The organism is Patescibacteria group bacterium (assembly GCA_041665585.1).
Classification (GTDB): domain Bacteria; phylum Patescibacteriota; class Gracilibacteria; order JAHISY01; family JAHISY01; genus JAHISY01.
Genome location: JBAYIN010000006.1, coordinates 60,019 through 83,466 on the forward strand (window position 1 = coordinate 60,019; position 23,448 = coordinate 83,466).

At 51.5% G+C, this 23,448-nt stretch carries 14 protein-coding genes and 1 tRNA gene; 11 read left to right on the forward strand and 4 right to left on the reverse strand.

What is annotated here, in order from left to right; translation table 11 throughout:
• Nucleotides 1–9 precede the first annotated feature (9 nt).
• From WCV72_04560 to argF, 4 genes are all read left to right on the forward strand, one after another.
• Entirely contained in the window at nt 10–324 is a 315-nt protein-coding gene (locus tag WCV72_04560; protein MFA6458626.1) for a hypothetical protein, read from the forward strand.
• 70 nt (nt 325–394) lie between these two features.
• On the forward strand, nt 395–3,670 hold the full coding sequence (mfd, locus tag WCV72_04565; GenBank protein MFA6458627.1) for a transcription-repair coupling factor: 3,276 nt from the start codon (nt 395–397) through the stop codon (nt 3,668–3,670).
• A gap of 108 nt (nt 3,671–3,778) precedes the next feature.
• A complete protein-coding gene (gene thrC, locus WCV72_04570) occupies nt 3,779–5,062 on the forward strand; it encodes a threonine synthase (GenBank protein MFA6458628.1) in 1,284 nt (427 codons plus the stop codon).
• A gap of 9 nt (nt 5,063–5,071) precedes the next feature.
• On the forward strand, nt 5,072–5,944 hold the full coding sequence (gene argF / locus WCV72_04575; GenBank protein MFA6458629.1) for an ornithine carbamoyltransferase: 873 nt from the start codon (nt 5,072–5,074) through the stop codon (nt 5,942–5,944).
• On the opposite strand, the gene WCV72_04580 is transcribed toward argF, so the two are convergent.
• Nucleotides 5,835–6,722 (reverse strand): PrsW family glutamic-type intramembrane protease, encoded by an 888-nt coding sequence (locus tag WCV72_04580; GenBank protein ID MFA6458630.1) that lies wholly within the window; start codon nt 6,720–6,722, stop codon nt 5,835–5,837. The two genes, argF and WCV72_04580, sit on opposite strands and share 110 nt — an antisense overlap.
• Nucleotides 6,704–12,520: a lamin tail domain-containing protein gene (locus WCV72_04585; protein MFA6458631.1), complete on the reverse strand. Its 5,817-nt coding sequence runs from the start codon at nt 12,518–12,520 to the stop codon at nt 6,704–6,706. Before WCV72_04585 ends, WCV72_04580 begins: the two co-directional genes overlap by 19 nt.
• Nucleotides 12,521–12,661: 141 nt before the next feature.
• Here WCV72_04585 and WCV72_04590 point away from each other — a divergent pair, with 141 nt between their 5' ends.
• From WCV72_04590 to WCV72_04620, 7 genes are all read left to right on the forward strand, one after another.
• Nucleotides 12,662–13,888 carry a putative peptidoglycan glycosyltransferase FtsW gene (locus tag WCV72_04590; GenBank protein ID MFA6458632.1) on the forward strand — a complete coding sequence of 409 codons (1,227 nt, stop codon included), beginning with the start codon at nt 12,662–12,664 and terminating at the stop codon, nt 13,886–13,888.
• A 14-nt stretch (nt 13,889–13,902) separates the two neighbouring features.
• Complete coding sequence (locus WCV72_04595) at nt 13,903–14,427, forward strand: hypothetical protein (GenBank protein MFA6458633.1); 525 nt, start codon at nt 13,903–13,905, stop codon at nt 14,425–14,427.
• Nucleotides 14,424–15,770: a tRNA (N6-isopentenyl adenosine(37)-C2)-methylthiotransferase MiaB gene (gene miaB / locus WCV72_04600; GenBank protein MFA6458634.1), complete on the forward strand. Its 1,347-nt coding sequence runs from the start codon at nt 14,424–14,426 to the stop codon at nt 15,768–15,770. The genes WCV72_04595 and miaB overlap by 4 nt, the downstream gene beginning before the upstream one ends.
• 12 nt (nt 15,771–15,782) lie before the next feature.
• A tRNA-Pro gene (locus WCV72_04605) sits at nt 15,783–15,859 on the forward strand.
• 103 nt (nt 15,860–15,962) lie between these two features.
• Nucleotides 15,963–18,368 (forward strand): MFS transporter, encoded by a 2,406-nt coding sequence (locus WCV72_04610; GenBank protein ID MFA6458635.1) that lies wholly within the window; start codon nt 15,963–15,965, stop codon nt 18,366–18,368.
• A 23-nt stretch (nt 18,369–18,391) separates the two neighbouring features.
• A complete protein-coding gene (locus tag WCV72_04615; GenBank protein MFA6458636.1) occupies nt 18,392–18,760 on the forward strand; it encodes an STAS domain-containing protein in 369 nt (122 codons plus the stop codon).
• Nucleotides 18,761–18,911: 151 nt separating this feature from the next.
• The gene (locus WCV72_04620) at nt 18,912–20,366 is read left to right on the forward strand and encodes a hypothetical protein (GenBank protein MFA6458637.1); all 1,455 of its coding nucleotides are present in this window, start codon (nt 18,912–18,914) and stop codon (nt 20,364–20,366) included.
• On the opposite strand, the gene WCV72_04625 is transcribed toward WCV72_04620, so the two are convergent.
• Nucleotides 20,347–21,339, reverse strand: coding sequence for a methyltransferase (locus WCV72_04625; GenBank protein ID MFA6458638.1), 993 nt, complete (start codon nt 21,337–21,339; stop codon nt 20,347–20,349). The genes WCV72_04620 and WCV72_04625 overlap by 20 nt on opposite strands.
• Nucleotides 21,339–23,448: DUF4215 domain-containing protein (locus WCV72_04630; GenBank protein MFA6458639.1), on the reverse strand; the 2,110-nt coding region annotated here is incomplete at its 5' end. The genes WCV72_04630 and WCV72_04625, both read right to left, overlap by 1 nt.

Sequence of the window (23,448 nt, forward strand, 5' to 3'; positions counted from 1 at the left end):
TAAAACAAAATGACTTCCCACACCCACATCACGCACCGCAATCAGACTGCCGCCGTCGGCTACATCCCGCTCATGAATTTTTTGATTCTGTGGGCGCACCGCCGCGACCGCTTCATTCTCGAGCACGCGCTGAATGGTGTGCTGCTGACGATTTATTTACTCGGCGCGTATTTCTTGATTCCGGATTTTGGAATCTACATCGCGCTGATTTTCATCGCCGGTGTCGCCGCCGGATTCATCCACGCTTCGAGTGGTCGCGAATTTCGCCTGCCGCTCATCGCGGACTTCGTCGATTGGCTGGCGAATTTTTTTGACAAAAAATAAAAGTCTCTCTAGACTCACCAACAATTTGTGCCCAAAGTTTTTTTGGGAAAGTTGATTTTTAGTTTCATTTTTGAGTTCCAAAAATTTCGGCTCCGTTTTTCCGGCAGAACTTTTCGCGAAGTTGAAGAGTGAATTTGCCGAGAAAAAAAGCTTCACCTTCTCGGGCGCGGGGAATTTTTCGGCGAAGAGCCTGCTCGCCGACAAACTTTTGAATGGCGAAAAATTGACGCTCTGGGTGGTGAATGATGCGGGCGAAGCGAATGCGCTCGCCGCGCACCTCGCCGAGTGGCAGACGCGACCGATTAAAATTTTCGCCGCGGAGAAATCCGACGAGACTGAGCGCGAACGCGTTTTGCGCTTGATTCGCGAAGCGATCGCGCTCGAGACGAGCGGCGTGATTTTGATCACGACTTTTCGCGACGCGCAGACGCTCTTGCCGAATCTCCGTCAGCTCGAAAAAGCCAGCCTCGAAATTCGCGCCGGCACGGAGCTCAATCGCACGGAGTTTTTCAATGACTTGATTGCGCGCGGTTATACGAATGTCGATAGCGAAACGGAAATTTGGCCGGGCAATTATCGCGCCATCGGCGGCGTGATCAAAGTCGCGTTACCGAACGCGGAAAGTATCTTCGCGCTTGAGCTCGACGGCGAAATGATTGAGTCGATTACGAATCTGCAAACTGGTGCGAAAATCGAGACACTGAAATTGCTGCCAATCGACGCGGACAACGAAGCGGTCGATCTCGTCACAGCACTCCCCGACGGCGCGCTCGTCATCGCCGATGAAATTATCGGCGAAGAAAATAGCGGTCGTGGCCTCGACAACGACGGCGCCGAGTTACCTTCAGTCGAAACTTGGCTCGCGCGGAATCCAGCGGTGCGGAAATTATTTTTCACGAGCTTCCCGGACGAAGAAGTCGAATTCGCGCACCTGCGTTTTTTGAGCGTGCTGAAATTCGTCACACCGCGCGACCTGCTCGATGACCTGCGCATGAAAAAAGACAGCGGTTGGCAAGTCCTGATTTTGACGAAACAAAAAACCGAGCTCGAGAATATTTTGAACGAATACAATTTTGTCTTTGGCGGCACGACAAAAATTAATGTCCGTGAGCTCGCCGAAGATGATTTCTCGCCGCAGGCTTTCCAAAATCCGGAAATGAAAATCGCCGTCCTGACCGACCGCGAGATTTTCGGCTTTCAGCGCGGTGGCAAAAATGTGAGCGAACAAAAGGTTTACCTCGATTTCATTACGAGCCTGAAAAATGGTGATTTCGTCGTGCACCTCGACCACGGCATCGGTATCTTCCGCGGCATCGAGCAGAAAACAGTCGATGAAATCACGCGCGAATATCTGCGGATTGACTACGCCGCGGGCGACAAACTTTTCGTCCCGATCGACCAAGCGGACAAAGTCAATCGCTTCATCGGCACGGGCGATGCACCGCCCCGCCTGACGCGCCTCGGCAGTGCGGAGTGGACGACCGTGCAAAAACGCGTGGCTGCCGAGACGAAGAAGGTCGCGAAAGAATTGTTGAATCTCTACGCGGCGCGTGCGGCAGCGACCGGTGTGCGCTTCCCCGGCGACGGTCCGAAGCAAGCTGAATTTGAGAAAAATTTTCCTTACGAAGAAACACCCGGGCAGCTGCGCGCCATCGAAGATGTGAAGTCGGATATGGAAGATTCGAAGCCGATGGATCGGCTCGTCTGTGGCGATGTCGGTTTCGGCAAAACTGAAGTCGCGCTGCGCGCGGCATTCAAAGCGGCGATGGCGGGGAAACAAGTCGCCTTCATTTCGCCGATTACGATTTTGACCGACCAACATTACAAATCTTTTTCGAAACGCTTGGAAGGTTTCGATGTGAGCTGTGAAATGCTGAGTCGCTTCAAAACTCCGGCGCAACAGAAAAAAATCCTCGCCGGACTCGCCGCTGGCAGCGTGCAAATCGTGATCGGGACGCACCGCCTGCTTCAGCCCGATGTGAAATTCAAAGACTTGGGGCTCGTCATCATCGATGAAGAGCAACGCTTCGGCGTGAAGCAAAAAGAAAAATTGAAAGAGCTGCGCAAGCAAGTCGACATCCTGACGATGACGGCGACGCCGATTCCGCGCACGCTGAATATGGCTCTGAATAAGCTGCGCGACATCACGACCATCAGCACTCCCCCGCCCGGTCGTTTGCCAATCGTCACCGAGGTGCGCCACTTTTCGTGGCACCTCATCAAGGAAGCGATTGAAAAAGAAACCGCGCGCGCTGGCCAAGTTTATTTTTTACACAATCGCGTCGCGACCATCGAAGGCATCGCTGATAAATTGCGCAGCCTTTTGCCCGAAGCGAAATTCGTCGTCACCCACGGACAGCTGAAAGCTGACGATCTCGAGAATCGCATTCTGGATTTCAAAAATGGGAAATTCGATGTGCTCGTCTCATCGGCGATTATCGAAAATGGTATCGACCTGCCAAATGCGAACACGCTCATCGTGAATGACGCCGAGAATTTCGGTCTGTCCCAGCTGTATCAATTGCGCGGACGCGTCGGGCGCAGCCGCAAACAGGCTTACGCGTTTTTCATGTACAACACGCGCCATCTGAAAACTGACGCGAAGAAGAGGTTGCGCGCGATTGTCGAAGCAAGCGAACTCGGCGCAGGATTTGAAATTGCGATGAAGGATTTGGAAATTCGTGGCGCGGGCGATATCCTCGGGGCGAGCCAAAGCGGCGCAATCAATGTCGTCGGCGTTTCGCATTTCGTCAGAATGCTGAATCAAGCGGTCGAAGATCTCAAAGCGGGCAAGAAACTCGAGACTGGCGAAGAAACAGTCGAGAAAAAAACCGATGTCAATCTCGAAGTACCACTCTCCGCTTTCATCCCGACGAGCTATATTTCCGACACGAAGGAAAAGATTCGGGCTTACCAGAAACTATCGGCAGCGGATTCCGTCGAGGATTTGAACGAACAGAAGCTGGAGCTCATCGAGGAGTTCGGGCATTTACCAATCGAAGTTGTGAATCTTTTGAAAGTCATTCGCCTGAAATTAGCGTGCCGCAAAGCGAATGTCGTCGCGGTGAAAGTCGGGCGCGTCTCGCCGAAGAAGCGCGAAGCCCTCCTCTCACTCGGCGCGAAAGTGCGCCCAGGAAATATCTTGAGCGCGCTGCAGGAAAATCCAGCGTGGCAAATCTCGGGTGACAAATTGAAAATCGACATCGGCGCGCTCGGCGTCGACTGGCTCAGCGGAATTCAGAAAACAGTCGAAGCCCTCGGCATCGAAATCCGGAGTGACGAAGTCCTTCCGAAGTTCCGCCCTAGCGGAACGAAGGAGGATGCAGTCTTGCCGAAAAATATCTAAAATCAATTCAGTTCATTCTTAGCGATACAAAAATTGAGAAACTAAAAACATTCACTCATTTGATTATTTAATTATTTAATTATTCAAACATTCACTCATTTGTAAAAAATGCTTAAACTTATTTGTAACTCCTGCCAAAAGGAATTCGCGCTCGCGGAGAATCGCGTCGTCTGCGACTGTGGTGGTCTGCTCGACCTCGTCCAGCCGCTTGAGGAGCTGAAAAAACTCGACCTCAAAAAAACTTTCGACGCCAGGCTCGGCAGCCGCACACTCTTAGACGGCAGCGGCGTTTGGCGTTTTCGAGAGCTTTTGTTTCCCGCGCAGAAAATTATTTCCAAATGGGAAGGCAATACCCGCCTGTATTTCTCAGAGAAAATTTCGCAGGAAATCGGCGCGGAAATATTTTTCAAACACGAAGGTGAAAATCCGAGCGGCAGCTTCAAAGACCGCGGCATGACTGCCGCCATCACCGCCGGTGCTTCCGCTGGATGCCGCAATTTCGTCTGCGCCTCGACCGGCAACACCTCCGCCAGTCTCGCGAGCTACTGCGCTGATGCCGGACTGAATGGCATCGTGATTATTCCGGAAGGCAAAATCGCGTTTGGCAAATTGAGCCAGGCTTTAGCTTTCGGCGCGAAAGTGCTGCAAATCAAGGGAAATTTTGACGCTGCGATGCAGCTCGTCAATGAGCTCAGTCGCAAATTCGATCCCGAGAATCCGAGCGAGTCGGTTTATATTTTGAATTCGGTGAATCCGTTTCGCGTCGAGGGTCAGAAAACCATCGTGCTGGAAATTTTGCAGCAGCTGAATTGGGAGGCACCGGATTGGATCGTGCTGCCTGCCGGAAATCTGGGCAATACTTCGGCTTTCGGCAAAGCCATCACGGAAGCTTTCGCGCTCGGACTGATTGCGAAAAAACCGCGCATTGCTGTCGTGCAAGCGGCTGGTGCGAATCCCTTTTTCAAATATTTCCAATCCGGCTGGACGAAATTCGAACCGGTCGCAGATCCGGAAACGATTGCAACTGCAATCAAAATCGGCAATCCCCAAAGCTACTTGCGCGCGAAAAGAGCCATCGAGTCGACGGATGGCGTCGTCCTCGAAGCCAGCGAAAACGAAATTTTGGATGCGAAGGCGACCATCGATGCCGCCGGCATCGGCTGCGAACCCGCCTCGGCCTGCTCGCTCGCCGGCATTCGCCAGCTCGTGAAATCCGGTGAAATTAAAAAGGGACAAAAAGTCGTCGGCGTGCTGACCGGTCATCTTTTGAAAGATCCGGACACGACCATCGACTATCACCTCGGCAAGCTCGCGAATGTCGAGATTACGAAAGCCAATCGACCAATCGCCATCGATGCGACCGTAGATGCTTTTTTAAGCGCAATTCGCTAAAATGGCACGGTGAAAAAAGATTTTCTCTCCATCACCGACCTTTCGAAGGAGCAAATTTTGGAAGTACTCAATGTCGCGGGGAATGAAAAACGCGGCGTGACTTCGGAAATTTTGCACGGCAAACAAATCGCGCTGTATTTCGAAAAACCAAGTTTGCGCACCAAAGCTAGCTTCGAAGTCGGCATCCATGAGCTCGGCGGAGACTTCTCGTATTTCTCGACCGTCGATGTCGGCAAGCTCGGTGAGCGCGAGAGCATCGACGATTTTGCCAAAGTTTTGTCGGGTTATTTTGATTTAGTGGTCGCGCGCGTTTTCGAGCACGAGAATCTGGAAAAATTCGCGGAGGTCTCAGAAATTCCCGTCGTCAATGCACTTTCCGACCGTGAGCATCCCTGCCAAATTCTCGCCGACCTACTCACGATTCGCGACAAACTCGGTCGCGTGAATAATTTCAAGCTCGTCTATCTCGGCGACGGCAACAATGTCGCACTTTCGCTCGCGCTCGCCGCGGAAATTTTGGGTTTCGAATTCGTGCTCGCCGGTCCGAAGAAATACCAGCTCGAATATCCGCAAATCAAACAGACCGAAAATCTCGACGAAGCACTCGCCGATACAGATGTGATTTACACCGACACCTGGAATAGCATGGGCGAACCGAAGAAATCGGATGAGACGATTTTGACGCCTTTTCAGCTGAATGCTGCAGTGCTGAAAAAAGCCAAACCCAGTGCCATCGTGCTGCACTGTCTCCCCGCCCACCGCGGCAAGGAAATCACGGACGAGGTGCTCGACGGTCCGCAGTCCGTCGTCTTCGCCCAAGCCGCGAATCGCTTGCCCGTCCAGAAAGCTTTGCTCGCGAAGATTTTTGCGCGGGCGTTCTGATTCGGCGAAAACGCGTCGCGTACCACCAAGCTGCTCCGAGTAAAATCGGCACGACGAGCGGAGTGAGATTTTGGTTGAGGATTTTGAAAAAGAGCAGCGCGTTGAAAATCGCGTGCAAAATTACGGCGAGCAAAAAACCCTCCAACACGACCTCACCGGAAGTGTGACCGTGCGCGGAATCTTTTCGCGGCAAGAGGTGGAAAATGGTGATGTGCAGTGGTCGCCGCAGGACTTTGCCAAGATTGGAGAAAAAATGCGCGAGCGGTTTTTCGTGCTTTTTGAGTGGCACGATTTCTTTGGCGACATAAGCCGTCGCGTAGAAATAACCGAAAGTGCCAGTAAAAATAGTGTGCGCGAGCACTGTCCCGAGCGAGCGAAAAATGTAGACCGCCCAAAAACTTGACTCCCCGGTCGTCTGCCAGAAGTAAAAAATATTTTCGGCGAAGGCGAAACCGAGCGCGATGATGAGCGCGAATTCGAAGCCGTCCTCCCATTTGTCGAAGTGCGCGCGATTGAGCTCTGTGCTGAAGATGAGCGCGAGTGCTTTCAGGCTCTCTTCGAGTAAGGCGAAAATTAGAATCAAAACGAGTGGTGGAAAATCAAAGTCGAAACCACGCAGCGCGAAGAGCGGCAGCGCGGGAGCAAGACCGAAAAAGAAAAGTTGCACGAGCACATGCGTCGGCTCCGGCTCAGCCAATCTGCGACGCCAAAAAATTACCCACAAAACTACGGGCGGAAACGCGAGGAGCGCGAGAGTGGCTAGCGAGTGGGTTGCCAAATTTCTCCCATTTTAGCGAATCGCAGGGCGAAGAGAATCGTCGTGAACAAGAGCAATAAAATCGGCCAGCTCGGCGTCGCTTCGGCAGTTTGGAAATCAAGCGCGAGCACATCAGCCTGCAAAAATTCTGGTGCCGTGTCGAATCCCGCGAGCGTGAGCGTGCCATTTTCTGAGTGCGCGAAAACATTATAATTGCCACCCTCACGAAAAATTGCGCGCGCGAGCAGCGCAGCACTAGCTTCGCCGAAGCGCACGAAAATCTCGCCCTGCTCCGTCCGCAGCACGAAACCGTCCGTGCCCAGAAACTGGATTGTGCCAAAAATTTTCTGCGTGTCGAAATCATTTGGTGTGTTCGGAGTCGCGATTTTGGTCTCACGCATTTCGGTCGCATCGAAGGCGAGCGCGATTCCTTCTGCCGGACTTTCGAATTCGATTGAATCAATGTCCGTGCCGCGAAAATTCGCGATACGAACTGCTTCGCGCCCGGAATTATTGAGCGCGAGCTTCGTCAGGCGGCGCGGCAAAATTTGGAATTCACCCGGCTGCAGCACGACCGAATCCGGAATCGTGAAAGTTTTTTGCGCATCGGAAATTTTCCAGTTGCCGAGCGCGACCGGCTTCGTGCCGAAATTTTGGAGCTCGATGAATTCAGCTTTGGCATCATCCCCTGTCGGATTCGCGAGCACTTCGGAAATGCGAATCGTCGTGGACAAAGTGCCATTCGCGTATTTGTGAGCCGATTTTTTGGCGCGGGAATTTTTGGATAGCGGCACGACCAGCAAATTTTCGGCACCGGGCGTCGGCGCGGCTGTCGCGAGCAATTGCCCACCAGTGAAAACAAACGCGACGCCTTCCGGTAGTTTGGGATAAGCCAGTGCAGAAATCACGCGTTGAGTCGGCCACGCGAGCGTCACCGTCCCGCCCGAATTCGTCAGCGTGAGCCCGGTTTCAGCGTGTGTGAGCGCGCGAAATTCTCCCGGTGCCAGCGTGAAATTGGCGGGAAAAATAAATTTCTTGCGACCGACGGAAAGTGTGAAGCCCGAAAGATCCGCGACCACTGAACCGAAATTTTGGAGTTCGATGAATTCAGTGTCGCCATCTACGCCCGCCGGATTTGGGAGAACTTCGGAAATGCGCAGCGACTCCGCGAAAACTGGCGGTGCGAAATTTTCTGCCAAACTGAAATTCAAAGCTTTTTGCGCGACGCCCTCGAAGCCGCCCTGATCGATGAGCTGCACGAAAAGATTGTGTTCGCCAGCTGGCAGCGCGCGATCAAGCGCGTAATTCCAGTCACCATTTTCATCGACTGGAACTTCGACGACGGCAAGCTCCGACTGGATGAAGATCCGCATGCGTCCACCGGGTACGCCGACGCCTGTCAGGAAAACGCCATTTTCATCGACCAAACTTGTGAATTGCGCACGCGCGATTAAGGCCAATTCGGCGCGGTATTTTTGTAGTGCGGCGAGCGTCGCATCCGCGACGAGCGGATTAGAGCCATTTTCAATTTCAAAAAAATCCGGCAGCCCGTCGCCGTCCGTGTCGAAATTTTCCGGGTCGGTTTGCTTTTCGATTTCGGCTAAATTCGAAAGTCCATCACCATCACTGTCTTCACTCGGCGCGAGAATTTGGTAAAAAACATTTGAGTAATTTGGTGTCGGCAGCTCCGTCTCCGCGAACTCACCGCGGGGATTTTTCGCGAAGGCGACACCTTCCGCCAACTTCGGATATGTGAGCGAGTCGATTACCGCACCGTCGAAATCAAGCAAGGTGAATTGCGCGGCAGAATTGCGGAGCGACAACAACCCAGAAAAAGCGTGGAATTCGCCCGGCGCGATTACGGTATTTTCTTCGAACTCGAAAGCAGCATCGCCGACGACGACAGTCCAGCCGAATAAATTGATTGGTTCAGCGCCGAGATTGACCAATTCGAACCACTCGTGATCGGCATCCTTGCCCGCCGGATTTGGCAGGATTTCGGAAATGCGCATGTCGCCCGTCGCGGTCGCGAGCGGATCAAGCGGCGGATCAGGATTTTGAATTGTGAAGTCAGCGGCGGAATTCGTGTCAGCAGAATTTTGGCGCAGAAATACTCCGCCAAGTGCCAGCCCGCGCGCGTCGAGGAGACTTTCAGCCTCAGCGGAATTCCACTGCGACTCCACGAATCTTATTTGCAGCTGCTCAGATTGGGCAAGCGAAATATCGAGCTCACTCCGAATCGGTGGCACAGCCCGGTCACTCCAGCCAACGAAATCAGCGATCGCATTTTCAGAGTCCTGCAGCACGAGGAAATCGTCGCTGCCGACCAAACCGCGCGCAGGCGTGTAAAAAATTCCGCCTGCAAATTTGACTTCGCTCGCATTGAAAATAATCTTGAGTGGCGCGTCTGCCGCAATCAGCGCCTCAGCCGGGAAAGTGAAAATTGCTTCTCCCAAGCTGTTTTTGAGTGAGAAACCACCGAGCGCGACCGGCGCCACGCAATCCGTACAAGTCAGCTCGACGAAATCGCCCGTGGGATTTTTGGGTGCGACGGCAGAAATTTGGAAATGAAAATCACTCGCGCGCACTGGTCGCGGAGAATTTTTTTGACCCGGCGTCGCGAAAATTGTCGTGAACCAATCCGCCGCAGAATTACTGTCTGGCAAATCTGGGTCGCGCGCCAGCACAGTCTCGCGCTCAATGTCAGCTGAATCAATCGCATCCATCATCTCCGACGAAATCCAGCCGCCACCTGCGACGATTTCGCGCAGATCCACCTCCTCGCCCGACGACCATGCCCCGCTGCGATTTTCCCAAACGACGGCGTCTTCGATTGCACCGGTCGAATCGCGCAGCGTCACCTGCTCATCTGTCGCCGTGAGACCACTTCGCGCGGAGAAAATTTTGGTGAAACCGTCGCCGTGCCAGATATTTGCGGGCGTTGCCGACTTGAATTCGAGCACGAGAAATTCGTCCGTTTTTAGTTTGGTATTTGGCGGAATGGTTTTGAGGCGTTTATCCGACTCGAAATAAAATCCGCCGAGGTCGATGCCGCTGCCGCCGTTGCCATCATTCGCGACGAAAATTTCAATCCAGTCTGCTGCCGAATCAAAAGAAACTTCGGTAATCTTGAGCTCGACGCGCTCGGCGGAAACTGAGTCGAAAATCGGTTCGTCCGCGACTGTGTTCGCATTCGCGACAGTCGCAGTGCCGCCCCCGCTACTACACGGCGCGACAGTGAAATTTTGCAGCGCCTCAGCCGTCGCTCCGAACACATCAGTCACGGTCAAGGAAACCGCATAATTACCGGGCGCGAAATAAAATCCGCCTGGATTTTCTTCGTCAGAAATTTCGCCGTTGCCGAAATCCCATTCGAAGGAAAGCGCATCGCCATCTGGGTCAGTCGAATTTTCCGCAGTCACATTGACGAAAAGCGCACACTCGCCATTTGAATTACCCGAGCCCTGAATCGTAATCACGGCAGTCGGTAGCAGATTGGTTTCAATATTTTGCGCATTTTTGGTCGGATGCCAAAACTCTGTCCAAATAGCTAAATCAGTAGAATCGCGCCCGAACGATTTGCCTTCTGCTGCGGTGGAATATTTTCTGGAATCGACAATTATGAAAATTCCATCTTCCAATTTTTTTTCGAGCACGACTTCACCGCCCGTATTCGTCAGCCCTGTGAAATTATCGAGCGTGAAAAATCCACCCGGCTCGATCAAGCCCGCAATCGGCGTACCGTTGATTTTGAAATCAGCGAGCTGAATCGCCGAGTCGGTCGGATTAAAAAGTTCAATCCACTCGTGACCATCATCCGCCCCGACTGGATTCGGCGCAAACTCATTGATGACGAGATGATTCTGAACTGACAGGTTCAAAGAGCTAGAATTATTTTCGGAATTTTCATCATCAACACAATCAAGCTTCGCGACGACCACCGCGCTCGACTCGAAACTCCGAGAAAAAGTTTTTTCGACGGATGCGAAACTCGCAAGTTCGGAAATCAATTCGCTGAAAGTTTCTTCACCAGCCGACCAAATCAAATCGCAACTTCCCGAATTCAGTCCACGATTCTCAATATTTGCGGTAAAAATAACGGTTTCGCCAGGCAACGGATTTTCTGGACTCGCGGAAATCGAGACAAGCGCGAAATCGTCGTCGCGGAAATTAGCAGCGCGCGGCGTACCATCGACTTCGAAACTCGTGCGGAAAGTGTTCGCGTCGACACGCGCAAGCGTCCGACGCGCATCCGCATCACCGCCGATTTTCCAAGCGTCCGAACCATCGACTCGGTCAACTTCAGAATTCGCAGAGTCAAAAAGCCGAAGAATTTCTCCATCGTTTGAAATGCTGCCTGTGAAAATTTGGTCGGCGGGAATATCAGGAACAGTCGAATCAGCAGTGCGCTCGATGAGAAAAAATTCTCCCGGTTGAATTTCTCCGGCAAGCGAAATTTCTGGTGCGCCGTCGTCAGCCAAAATTTTCCAACCGGTGAGATCGAAAATTTTATTCGTCGTCATGTTCCGAAGTTCGATCCACTCGCCAGTCGAAGCAGTCTTCGAACCCGCCCAAGCGATTTCATTGAAGCTCAGTTCGCCTGGATCGGCAATCTTTGTGACAATTGGCCCGCTCGGAGTTATTCCCGTAAGCGTGAGAACAGCTTCATTTCCAGCTAAATCACGCGCGGTCAAAACAAAGTCGTAGGAATTACCATTCGTAAGTCCGGTTTTCGTGAAAGTCGTCACGCTGCCTAAGCTTTCTTCTTCGCCATCGTTTGTCTGCAAAAAGTAACCCGCAAGATTGTCGTCCGCTGCGGCTGGCCAAGTGAGCTCGACCTGAGAATCACCCGGTCTCGCGCTGAATGCGGCTGCTGCGGGAAATTCTGGAGCGATAGTGTCGAGCGTGAAAGTTTGAACTGCAGAAAAAGCGGATGCCAAACTTTTGTCGTCAATCGCTCGCGCACACCAAAAATATTCTCCATCGCTTAGTTCAGGAAATTCTTTTTCGGCACTGGCATTATCACCGACTGGTGTAGAAAAATCGGATGCGGACAAATTTTCAGACGAGCCACAATCATCTGGTTGCACGAAAAAAATCCGAAACTCAATCCGACCCATTGCTGCCTCGGGGTCAGAATACTTTGCGCGAAAAGTTTTGGAATTTGTCGCAGCGAGCGAGATCAAGTCGCTTGGAACATTCGGAGGCAAATTTTCTAGTGGAGGCGGATCGTCGTGATGCGGTTCAACCGTTGGCGAATGCGAATTTTGTGGTTCGGGCGAAGCGGAAATTTCAAAATCGGCTGAATTGTTATCCACATCGAGCACGAAATTATTTTCATCGAATTTACGCGCGAGCGATTGACCAGCGAGCGGATTTTCTGAAAAAGCCGTTTCTTCAAAAATTGTCACTGTCGATCCGAAGCCAAGAGTGTCGACGACAGTCGACCCCGCATCAGAATACAAAACGACAGAATTATTGGCAGCAAGTGAACTCGCCGTCGAATAAATCGCATCAGCCGCAACTAATCCAGCATAATCGGCGTGAGCGATTAGAAAAAATCCATGAGCCGGAATTGTTGAGCCCTCAGAAAAAGTTGTCAGCAAGTTGGAGCTCGAACCAGCCGCCGTTTTTTTCGAGAGTCGCCAACCCGTTAAATCGATTAGGAATTCAGTCGGATTAAAAAGCTCAACCCATTCATCAGTCGTGGTCGCGCCAGCAATCTGAACTTCCGAAATCACGACATGGTCAACTTCCCCAGCCCAAACCACGCCAGACGAGACACAAAAAATCGTAAGGGTGAGGAAAAATTTTCGCAAAAAAAATAATCCTGGAGGCTCATTTTTTCGTAATCAAAGCTCTTTTGCAAAACGAGCGGAGATTTCGACTTGCCAGAAGGTGAAATTTTAGTGAAATGCGGGAGACTTAATTTTGTAGCTCTTTACCGCTAAACTGCTCAGGTGATTGCGAATCGCCTCCAAGCTCGCTACCCTTTCGACCATGTCCTCGGAATTACGATTGTGGGGCTCGCGATTTTTGGGCTGATTATGATTTCGTCCGCGAGCGTTTACGAAAGCTACCAGGCTTATGTGCGCCAAGGCATTGATTGCGCCGCGCTCGATGCGAATTGCAATGATTTTTATTTTTGGCGGCAGGTGCGCAACATCTTGGTCGCGATTCCGTTTGGTTTGATCGCCGCCGCGATTCCCTACCTCTTCTGGCGCAAAGCGGCACCGGCGCTTTTTGTCGCCAGTATTCTTTTACTCATCGCGCTCTTCATCCCTGGTCTCTCGACGGGTTGGGGCACGAGTCAGAGTTGGCTCACAATCCCAATTTTGAATTCGGTTCAGCCAGTCGAAATCGCGAAGTTGGGTTTAATTTTTTACCTCGCGCGTTGGATGGAGGGACGCAAAGATGCCATCGCGACAATTGAAAATGGTTTCATTCCCTTTGCCGTGATTCTGGGAATTATCGTGATTTTATTAATTTTGCAGCCGGATTTCGGCAGCGTGCTGGTGATGACTTTGGTTGCGACGGCAATTTATTTCGCCGCGGGCGCACGCGTGAAACACATCGCCGTCGGCGGATTGATCGCCGTCACGCTCGCGGTCTTAATCGTGAATGTCGGCGGGATGGATTATGTCAAAAATCGTTTCGCCGCTTTCCTCGACCCATCGCTCGATCCGGAGGGCATCGGTTTCCAGGTGAAACAAAGTTTGATTGCGGTCGGCAAAGGCGGAATTTTTGGCGCAGGGCTGGAAGGTTCGACACAACGCTTCGGCTATTTGCCGGAAGTTCAGTCCGATGCGATTTATGCCGCGACCAGCGAAGCCTTCGGATTTTTCGGCAGCACAGTCGTCGCCGGATTTTTCCTGCTAATCGCCTACCGCGGATTTCGCATCGCGGAAGCGGTCCCCGATCGTTTCGGACAGCTCGCCGCCGTCGGACTTTCCGCTGCGCTCGCCGGTCAAGCCTTCGTCCACATCGGCGTGAATATCGCGCTCCTGCCCTACACCGGCATCACGCTGCCCTTCGTCAGCTACGGCGGCAGCTCACTCGCGACCAGTTTCGTCATCGGCGGAATTCTGCTCAATATCTCGAAATACGCGAACATCCACTCGGCGAATTTTTACCGCGAACAAAATATCTCCGCACGACAACGCCAGCAAGCCCGTTCAAATTTTTGAGGTAAAATCTCAGCGTGGATGATTTCCCTGGACTTCGCGCGACCGAAAAAGTACTCTTCGTCGTTCGTAAACATTGGGTGGCTTATCTTAAAATTTTTTTGAAATTGGCAATCAATCTCGGCATAATTTTTCTGCTCGAGTATTTCATCATCAACCGATTCCCGCACGGCTCACTGACCTACCTGATTTTCAACGAGTTTTTAATTTTTTATCTGCTCGGTTCCTGGTGGTTCACTTTCAACGGCTGGCTCGATGAAGAGCTTGATACGCTCATCATTACGAACGAAAGACTAATCGATACGACCCAGTCGGCATTCATTTCGATCGAGACTTCGAGCGCCGATCTCGATGAGATTCAAGATGTGAGCGGCAAAGTCTCAGGATTCGTCGGAGGCCTGTTCCATTTCGGCAATCTCACTGCCCAGACTGCGAGCGCCCAAAATGTCTTTTTTATGGATTATGTCAAAGATCCAGAGCGTTATGTCGATTTCTTGATTGAATCCAAAACTCAGTATCTCGCGCACAAACACGGCCAATGAAAAAATATTTTTGGCGAATTTTCGGCTGCGCGATGAATTATGCTGACGCGGAACGCGTCGCCCAAGTTTTAGCGAAATTGGATTTCGTGCGCACGGAAAATCTGGCTGAAGCCGAGCTGGTCTTACTCTTTAGCTGCGCCGTGAAACAAAAAGCGGAAGACAAAATTTTCGGTGAGCTGGAAAAATTTGCGCAGTGGAAGGCCGCCGCACCGGGACGCCAGATCGGACTGACCGGCTGCGTCGTGCGCCAAACTTCCGACCAAGCCACTGTCCGAAAAGATCAATTTCTACGACGCGCCCCAAGTCTTGATTTCGTCTGGCGCATCGAAGATTCGGAGCAACTGCCCGAATTTCTCGCTGGAACTGAAGGATTGAAATCTACCAACTACAAACTACCAACTACCAGCTTCCTGTCAATCGAACCTCTGCGCCAAAATCAGCGGCAAGTCCTGGTGCCAATCTCCACCGGCTGCGACAATTTTTGCAGCTACTGCATCGTGCCCCACGCCCGCGGGCGCGAACTCTCACGCGAGCCGGAAGAAATTATTACGGAATGCGAAAAAGCTGTAAGAAACGGAGCGCGCGAGATTACACTCCTCGGACAAAATGTAAATTCTTTTCAGAAAAAACCTGGTGCTTTCGCCGAACTTTTGCAACGCGTCGCAGCAATCCCGAAGCTTCAGCGACTGCGCTTCATGAGTTCGCATCCGAAAGATTTCGACGCGAGCATCATCGATGTGATGGCGGCGCAGGAGAATATCGAACGCCACCTCCATCTCCCCGCGCAGCACGGGGATAACGAAATTTTGAGAAAAATGAATCGGAACTACACGGCTGAGAAATATCTCGGTCTCTTGGAAAAATTCCGCGCAAAATTACCGCACGCCTCCATCACGAGTGATTTCATCGTCGGCTTCCCCGGCGAGACTGAGGCGCAATTCGAGAACTTACTGAAATTTTACAAGCAAGCTGATTTTGACTTCGCTTTCTTCTCGCAATACTCCCCGCGACCCGACACCGCTGCCGCCACTTTCCCGAATCAAATCCCAGCCAGCGTGAAGAAAGAACGCTTCGCACGACTGAATCAGCTCGTCGTCGCGACCACCGCCCAAAAATTCGCGCGACTAAAAAATCAGACAGTCGAAGTTTTGGTCGAGAAATGCAATTGTCATTCCCCTGAAAACGGGAATCCAGAAAAAAACGAAAGCTGCATTTGCGAAGGTCGTAGCTCGGAGTTTTATCTGACGAAATTCGCGGGCGACGCGAAACTCATCGGCGAGCTCGTAAAAGTCAAAATCACGCAGCCGCGCGAAGTTGAGCTTTTCGGAGAGATTTTGCGCTAAAATGCCCGGCGTCGGGGTGTGGCGAAGTTGGCTATCGCGCCTGGTTTGGGACCAGGAGGCCGGAGGTTCGAGTCCTCTCACCCCGACCATTTTGGGCTTTCATAAGAGCTAAATGGTGTTTTCACCGCTTTTTTGTTATGCTTGACTTTTCAAATTTTGGATGTTAAAATAACATCGAAATTAAAACCAAATTTGAACGACCACAAACACAATTTCGGCCGAATCCTGGGGAAAATCTTGAATGTCGCCTCCCATGAAGCTCCTCGGGTCTTTTTCGCCTGGCTGCTGAAATTCTTTTTCATGATTGGTTTCACGGTCGGCTGGACGATGCTGACTGCGATGCTCGTCGGGCGCGTCGGCATCGCCTATCTCCCCTACCTATATGTCGCGAACGCCGTTCTCGTAATTGTCAGCACGATTTTTTTTGGTGAACTCGCGCACCGTTTTTCGAAAACAAAGTTGATTTACACCACGATTGGCAGCGGGACGATTTTGCTCGGCGGCGCCTTCGCTGTTTTCCAGAATGCAGAAAATTTGTGGCTCTTCCTCGGTCTCGCGCTCGTCGCCGAATCGATTTTCTTCGCGCAGCTGAATATCTTGCTCGGACTTTTTATCGAAGATCTTTTTTCACCGCTCGAGGGCAGCCGCGCCATCCCGATCGTCGAGTCGAGCGAATATGTCGGCGGCATCGTCGGCGGTTTGCTCATTCTCGGCGGACTGAATTTCTTTCAAGCGGAAGCGATTGATTTGAGCTGGATTTGGATTGGCGCGATTGCACTCATCTTCCCGGCGCTTTTCATTTTCAATCATTTTCGGCAGAAATTACCGAAGCTCGAATTTGCCGAGAAACCAGTGCGGCTTTCGAAATTCGAGCAATTCCACGAAGGTCAAAAGCAGATTCGCAAAATACCCTTCCTGTCCGGACTGGTCTTCGTCGTGCTATTGCAATGGACCTTTCTCACGCTGCTGAATTTTCAATACACCACCGCCGTCAACATAAATGTCGCGCACGCCAGCGCGACAACCGTCGAGGCAACTCACGCTGCCGCCGGAGAATCGCACGAAGATTTACTCACTCACGGTCTCGGAAAATTGCATGTCATCTTTTTCACGATTGCCTTTCTGACGCAAATTGTTTTGACGAGTCGCCTCATCGGCCGCTTCGGCATCGTGCGCACCTTGCGACTGCATCCGCTCGCGAGTTTTGGCAGCGCACTTTTGATGATTGCGAAACCCGGCTTCGGTTCGGCTGTTTTCGCCAAAGGCCTATTCGAATCGACAACCGGGATCTATACTGCCGCTTACCATTCGAGCTTTTACGCGCTGCGGGAAAAAATTCGCGGCAGTGTGAAGGAATTTTTGGAAGGTCTGATTCGCCCGGCAGGCGTCCTGCTCGGCACAGGAATTTTGATTCTGGGTGAAAAGTTTTTGAATGCGGAAAGTTTCCCGCTCGTGATAAATTGCACGCTCGTCACCGCGGCAGCGACGATGAGTTTGCTACTCTCGCGCCACCAGAAAAATTACACGAAAATTTCAGCCGCGAATCTCAAACTTTTTGGCAACCACCCTGCCAAATTTCAGTCGATTGAAATTCTCGCGCAACCCGGTCACGACTGCGCCGCCGAAATTTTGGTCGAGAAGTTGAGCGATAGCAACGAATCGCCGTTTTTGAAAATTAAAATTTTGGCAACGCTCGGTCTGCTCTCCGATCCGCAAGCAGTGCCCGCAATTTTGGCATGCTTCCGCGACTCGAGTGAAGAAGTCCGCCTCGCCGCCGTCGAAGCGCTCGCGGCTTTCAAAAATCTCGCTGAAAAAGGTTTCACGCACCGCCGCGTGATCGACGCATTGAAAGAACTTTTTGGCAGCGACAGCTCACCGGAATTACGCTCAGCCATCGTGCGCGTCTTCGCCAATTTGCGCGAGGAAGAGGCAGTGCAATTCATCATCGCCGAGCTGCAGAATTTGGAATCGCCGATTCGCGGCGACTGCGTCTATGTCTGCCGACAGTTCCAGGATCTCGGCATCACGCACTACATCGAGCCGTATTTGAAATCGCCGAACCTCACGATTCGCGCGAATGCGCTGATTGCGCTCTGGCAATTCCAGGGTTACCGCCTGCAGCTCAATCGCCTGCTCGCAGAAATTCTCGAAGCAACCGACCGTGAATCGCGCAAAATTTCCACCCACTTGCTCGGCGAAATTCGCGCCCGCAATGAATTGCCGCGACTCCTGAATCTACTCGATGAGAATGACGATGAGCTGCGTTTGCTGGCTGCGCTTGCCCTCGGGAAAATGGGAAATCCGATCGCGCACCATTTGCTTGCGGAATTTATTTTGCATCCGAATCTCGAGCTTTCCGCGCATGCCAAAAAACAACTCGCGCATTTACCGGAAAAAACCCGCAAGAGCGTCGAGAAGATTTTGCACCACCGCCTCTCGGCGAAATTAAATGGACTACTCGCTGCCACCCACGCGCGCTCCATCGAAAAAATCAGCGCTGAAACTCTCACCCGCATTCGTCGCGTCTATGAACTCGCCGATGATTGGGAAGAGGTCGCACGCGTCGACGCTGTCCTCGCCGGACGCGATTTTGAATAATTTATTTTTTAACCCCTTTAGGTATGCCAACCACCACTCTCGGAACGGAGACTCGTCAGGCTCACGGAAAACCATACTTCGTCTTACCGCTGAGCAACAGTCTCAACCCAAATGACATCTCGGAATTCGAGGAACGCCTCGAGCCGGTGTGGACCAGTAAGCACCGCTACCTCGTCCTGGATCTCGGCGACATCGATCTCGTGAGCAGTCGCACCGTGAGCTACCTGGAAAATTTGCACCGCGAACTCGCCGCTGCCGAAAAACAACTTGCGCTAATTAATGTCAATGAAGAACTCCGCGACACTTTGGAATTCGTCGGACTTTCTAAATTGATTGAGGTCTTCGATGAAGAGAAGAAATTCCTCGAGGCGATGCATCTAGCCGGAATTTAATTTTCGGCTGGGCAAATAAAACTCTGTACTCCGCCCATCCTCGTTGCGCTCAGCGCAGCGGGGATTTTATTTTGGCTCCAGCGTGACGCATGAAAGTTGGGTGACCAGATAAATGGAGTTGCTAAAATAGCAATCGAATACCCCAATTGAAATGTCCGAGCTGACAACCATTTTTTTAGCCAAAATTTTACTTGCCACAGTCGGCATCGGATTCGCTGCGTTATTTTATTTTTTCCGGAAAAACCAATTCTTCAGAAAATTTTTAATTGGGGTTTTCATCCCCTTCGTGATTTTGGCATCTTGGGGTTTTTTAAATTTTGATAAAAATCTCATCGATGTCGGCTACTGGGATATTTACCACTACTATCTGAATGCGAAATATTTCGACGAGCTTGGCTACTTCGACCTCTACCGCGCTTCACTCGTCGCGAATACCGAGAATGGCGGACCGTTTAAAAATGTGACGAATGTGCGTGATCTCAGCACACAAATCCAGACCATTCCTGATAATCGCTCCACCAACACTGAGTCGCTGCGCGCGAAATTTTCGCCGGCGCGCTGGGAGGAATTTCGCGCCGATGTTAAATTTTTCTTTGAAAAACTGGATCCCGTCGTCCTCACTGATCGCGGCTACAACGCCTCGCCGACCTGGAATAAAACCGGCTCGCTGATTGCGAATGCATTACCGCTCACGAATCCGGCGGCCATCCCAATCATCTATGCGCTCGACATTTTAATTCTCGTCGGAATTTTCGGCATCATCACTGCATTTTTCGGAATCGTCCCGGCGCTTTTTTTCGTACTGCTGCTCGGCGTCAATCCGCTCGAAATGCGCCCACTGCAATTCGCCTTTTTGCGACTGGATTGGCTGCTCGCACTCGTCGGCAGCATCGCCCTTTGGCGGAAACAAAAATTTGGCTTGTCCGGCGCACTACTCGCGTTTTCCGCTTTTCTCCGCATCTTCCCGGTTGTTTTGCTCGCTGGAGCAATCGTACAAGCTGGTCTGGAATTCTGGCGCAAACGAAAAATCTCGCCGGCGTTTCAGCGATTTTTCCTCGGCTGCACCATCGCGGCACTCGTGCTCCTGCTCTACGGCAGCCTCGATCAAGCCAATCATTTTGATTTTTCGCGCTGGGTCGACTTCGCTAAAAAAATTAGCATCCACTCGCAGACCGCCTCAAATCAACGCAGCGGAATTAATTACCTCGTTCCAGCTGCGATTGATTTTTTACGCCTGCCCGTGAAATTATTGATGCTCGGACTTTTCGCTTGGGCGATTCGCCGCGCGCCAAGTGAAAAATTAATTCCACTCAGCCTGCTGCTGGTGCCGGTCGTGACAGCACCCGCCTCGTACTATTTTTGCAGCGTCGCAGTCTTGGTCTTGGCTTTTGCCGACCTAGCGAAAAAAGAAAACGCTCTCGGGCTCAGCTGTATTTTGCTCGCTTTTATTTTGGAAACATTTGGCGTCATCCACGAAAATGTCTATCACAATTCCGACACGAGTTATTATTGGTCGGGACTATTCTTCATCTTGAGTGTAGTTTTGCTTTTCATCGTGGAGGGCACGAAAACGCAAGCGCGGAAAATCAAATCACGCCAGGGATGAAACGCCAGCGGACTTTCTTGGCGTAGCGGCGGTAGTCCGGATCGGCACTCAAGTGACGCTCTTCCGTCAGCGCACGCAGAATGTAAATCGCGTTCCAGCCGAGCAGCGCGACGAAAGTTCCGAGGTCGAGAAACGGCAGAAACTCAAACCACCACGCGAGATTCTTGGCGGCGTAGGCGGGATGGCGCACGAAACGATACGGACCACTCGTGACGATGCCACGATTCGTGAGATTGCTCGCCTTGAAACCGAGTGCCAAGGTCGCCCAAACATAAATCAGGAAAGCGATGAGCACACCAATCTTGAGCGCATCGGTCACCCAAACATTGTCGAAGAGCGTGAAAGCTTTGTCGAGCGAAATGAATTTATCCGCGACGGAATTGAGGGGCGGATAACATATGAGCGCGACGACCCAGCCCGAGACGAAAGGATCGACCGACCTAATCCGATTGTGGAGGAAACGAAATTCGAAAGCATAAGCAAAAGCAAAGACAGCGGTATCAATCAGAAAAATTGTCTGGAAAATGAAGTCGTAACCCCACTGCCAAAAAAATGAGACGAAGCTCTGGTCGGGGTTAGCGGTATGCCAGAGCTCGAGCAACTTTTGGAAATGCTGAAAAAAGAAATTCAACATCAATGGTAAAAAGAAAAATTTGACGAGGTAAGAGAGCGCCGCCGTCCGCGCCGCCGCGCGATTTTCGGGCGAGCGTTTTCCGCGAAAAATAAAGTTAACTAAAACGACCAGCTTGTCGCGTGCGTAATCTATCTCCGTGGAAAAAAAGTGAAAGCGGATGAGATAGTAGGGCAAACCCAGGACGAGATAGACCGAGAAAAAAAATTTGAGAACTGTGAGCACCTCGTCGCTCAGAAAATCACGGTAGTAGCTGTGGAACGAATACACCCCTAAAAAAACCGTAAAAATCAGGAAATTGCCGAAATAATGTGCGACCGTTCGTTGTAAAGTTTTAAGCATCAGCGTCCAATCTCAGCCTGAAGTAAATGCGCCAAACTATCGAATCCAGGTGGCGGATTATTTTGGATGCGCGAATCGTAGCGCAGCACAACCGCTTCAGGCGCTGTTGTCCCATTGGCTGATTCCGGTTTTGGCAATTCGTCGTAAGCAATTTCAGAGAAAGGGTGCGCCGTATTATCACAGCCGGAAACTTTCCAATTGGATGAGCCGTACGGTGAAAGTTCCGATGTCAGATTGCCACAGCGGAAATACTCGCGCAGATACGCGAGATCGTATTCGACTGCTTCACTCCAAGCCGGATCTGGGAAGCCTCCGCCAATTTCGTAAGGTCGCCGCGAAGGCAGACAGCTCGGATCGTTCCCTGGCCAATTTGGATTGACTGCGCCACCGATGGAATTCAGCGAGACAATTGTCCCTTCCCACAAAATTTGGTTTTTGAAAGTCTGGTACCACTGCGTACTGTTCCTATTCGTCGGCAAATGCCAATTCGCATCTGTGGATTTCAAACTACCCTCAAGATAATAAGCACCGACAACATTAGTCGGATCAGGATGCAGGAAGGCGCCGCCGCCATAGGTCGCTCCGCAAACTTTATTTTCGAGCAAAATCACGCCGAGACTGGCGTTCGAATTGGGCGGGTAAATAAGATTGTCTTTGATGCGTAAATCCGCGCCGCGCACGACGAGTGTCACCGGATAAGGCGGGAGCAGGATGCTGTCACCATCGGGATTGTCGAGTGTCACTGAACCGCCACTCGGTGGATCGAAGAAAATCACATTACCGCGGGCACAATCTGAAAGATACGCCGCGGCACCATTGACCGGATCAGCTGAAGTATTGGAATAATCAATGTAGTTGGTTGCGTGATTCAGCGCGTCAAGCGAGCCAAGGGTGACGCCTTTACCAGTCGCATCACAACCACAAAGTTCGACGATACGACCATTTGAGCAAGTAAAAGACTGGCATTCATCGTTCTCGTGAAATGGCTGCAAAATTTGGGCGATGCGCGGATTCATCAAAGTGCGCGCCTCTGGATAATTCGTGTCGCAAATGTTGACGTTGTCTGCCACGCTGGCGAGAGCCTTGGAGCAATTCGCACCCGTCCCGCTGATTGGCTGGACGCGCGTGTCGAAGTAGCAAGTTTGGTTAAATGATCCCGGCGTGCTGGTAGGCACATCGTCATATCCGATAATTCCGTGGCTAAGACAAACCCCAGCCAGATAAGCCGTGCAACCGTAAACTGGTCTTCTGTCGGAAATATATTTCGCAATGCGAACTTTGTAAGCTGATTTGTATTGCGCCGCCAAATACATTTTATTACCGACGATTTGAAAACGGCTCTGCGGGAGACAGTCCGACCAGCCCGCACTGCGAATATCGTAAACATTGTTTGCCACAATCGGGCGACTCGCAATTTGCACGCAAACGGCAGCCGGATCAAGCGAACAACCACCGGTCTCGCTGATGCTCACCGGAATCGCAACCTCGCCATTTTCAATCGGCAAAGTCGTGAACTCACAGTCAATCGGCAACGGCGTGCATTCAATATCAGTCGAGCAACCGCCGCCACTGGAAGAACCACCTGAAGAACCGCTGGATGAGCCGCTCGAAGAACCACTGGACGAACCACTGGACGAACTACCGCTACTTGAAGAACTGCTGGATGAGCTACTGCTTGAAGACGAAGTACTACTGCCTTCACCTTCGCCTTCACCCTCACTTTCGGTTTGACAATACGAGGAACAACCATCACCTGAAATCAAATTACCATCATCACAGACTTCGTAAACACCGGCATCATTCGGTCGTTGAACAATGTTGTCGCCGCAGAAGTTCGGAGGCGGAGGACAAGTACAGTTGCCTAGACACTTACCTGGACAAGCAGTGGCATCCGTACCGTCACAGATTTCGTAAGAGCCAGAACTGTTGGGCCATTGACGAATGTTGTCACCGCAGAAATTCTGAGACGGAGGTGTGCAATCATTACGGCAGGAGTCGGTGTTAATGGTGTTGCCATCATCACAAGCTTCACCGGAATCTTTGACGCCATCGCCGCAGATTGGAAGTGTGCAGTTGTTGCGGCAGGAGTCGGTGTTAATGGTGTTGCCA

What these genes read in the sequence shown, in the direction of transcription:
- WCV72_04620 (MFA6458637.1), top strand. Translation starts at nt 18,912, where the DNA reads ATGTCCGAGCTGACAACCATTTTTTTAGCCAAAATTTTACTTGCCACA.
- WCV72_04560 (MFA6458626.1), top strand. Translation starts at nt 10, where the DNA reads ATGACTTCCCACACCCACATCACGCACCGCAATCAGACTGCCGCCGTC.
- WCV72_04625 (MFA6458638.1), bottom strand. Translation starts at nt 21,339, where the DNA reads ATGCTTAAAACTTTACAACGAACGGTCGCACATTATTTCGGCAATTTC.
- miaB (MFA6458634.1), top strand. Translation starts at nt 14,424, where the DNA reads ATGAAAAAATATTTTTGGCGAATTTTCGGCTGCGCGATGAATTATGCT.
- thrC (MFA6458628.1), top strand. Translation starts at nt 3,779, where the DNA reads ATGCTTAAACTTATTTGTAACTCCTGCCAAAAGGAATTCGCGCTCGCG.
- WCV72_04615 (MFA6458636.1), top strand. Translation starts at nt 18,392, where the DNA reads ATGCCAACCACCACTCTCGGAACGGAGACTCGTCAGGCTCACGGAAAA.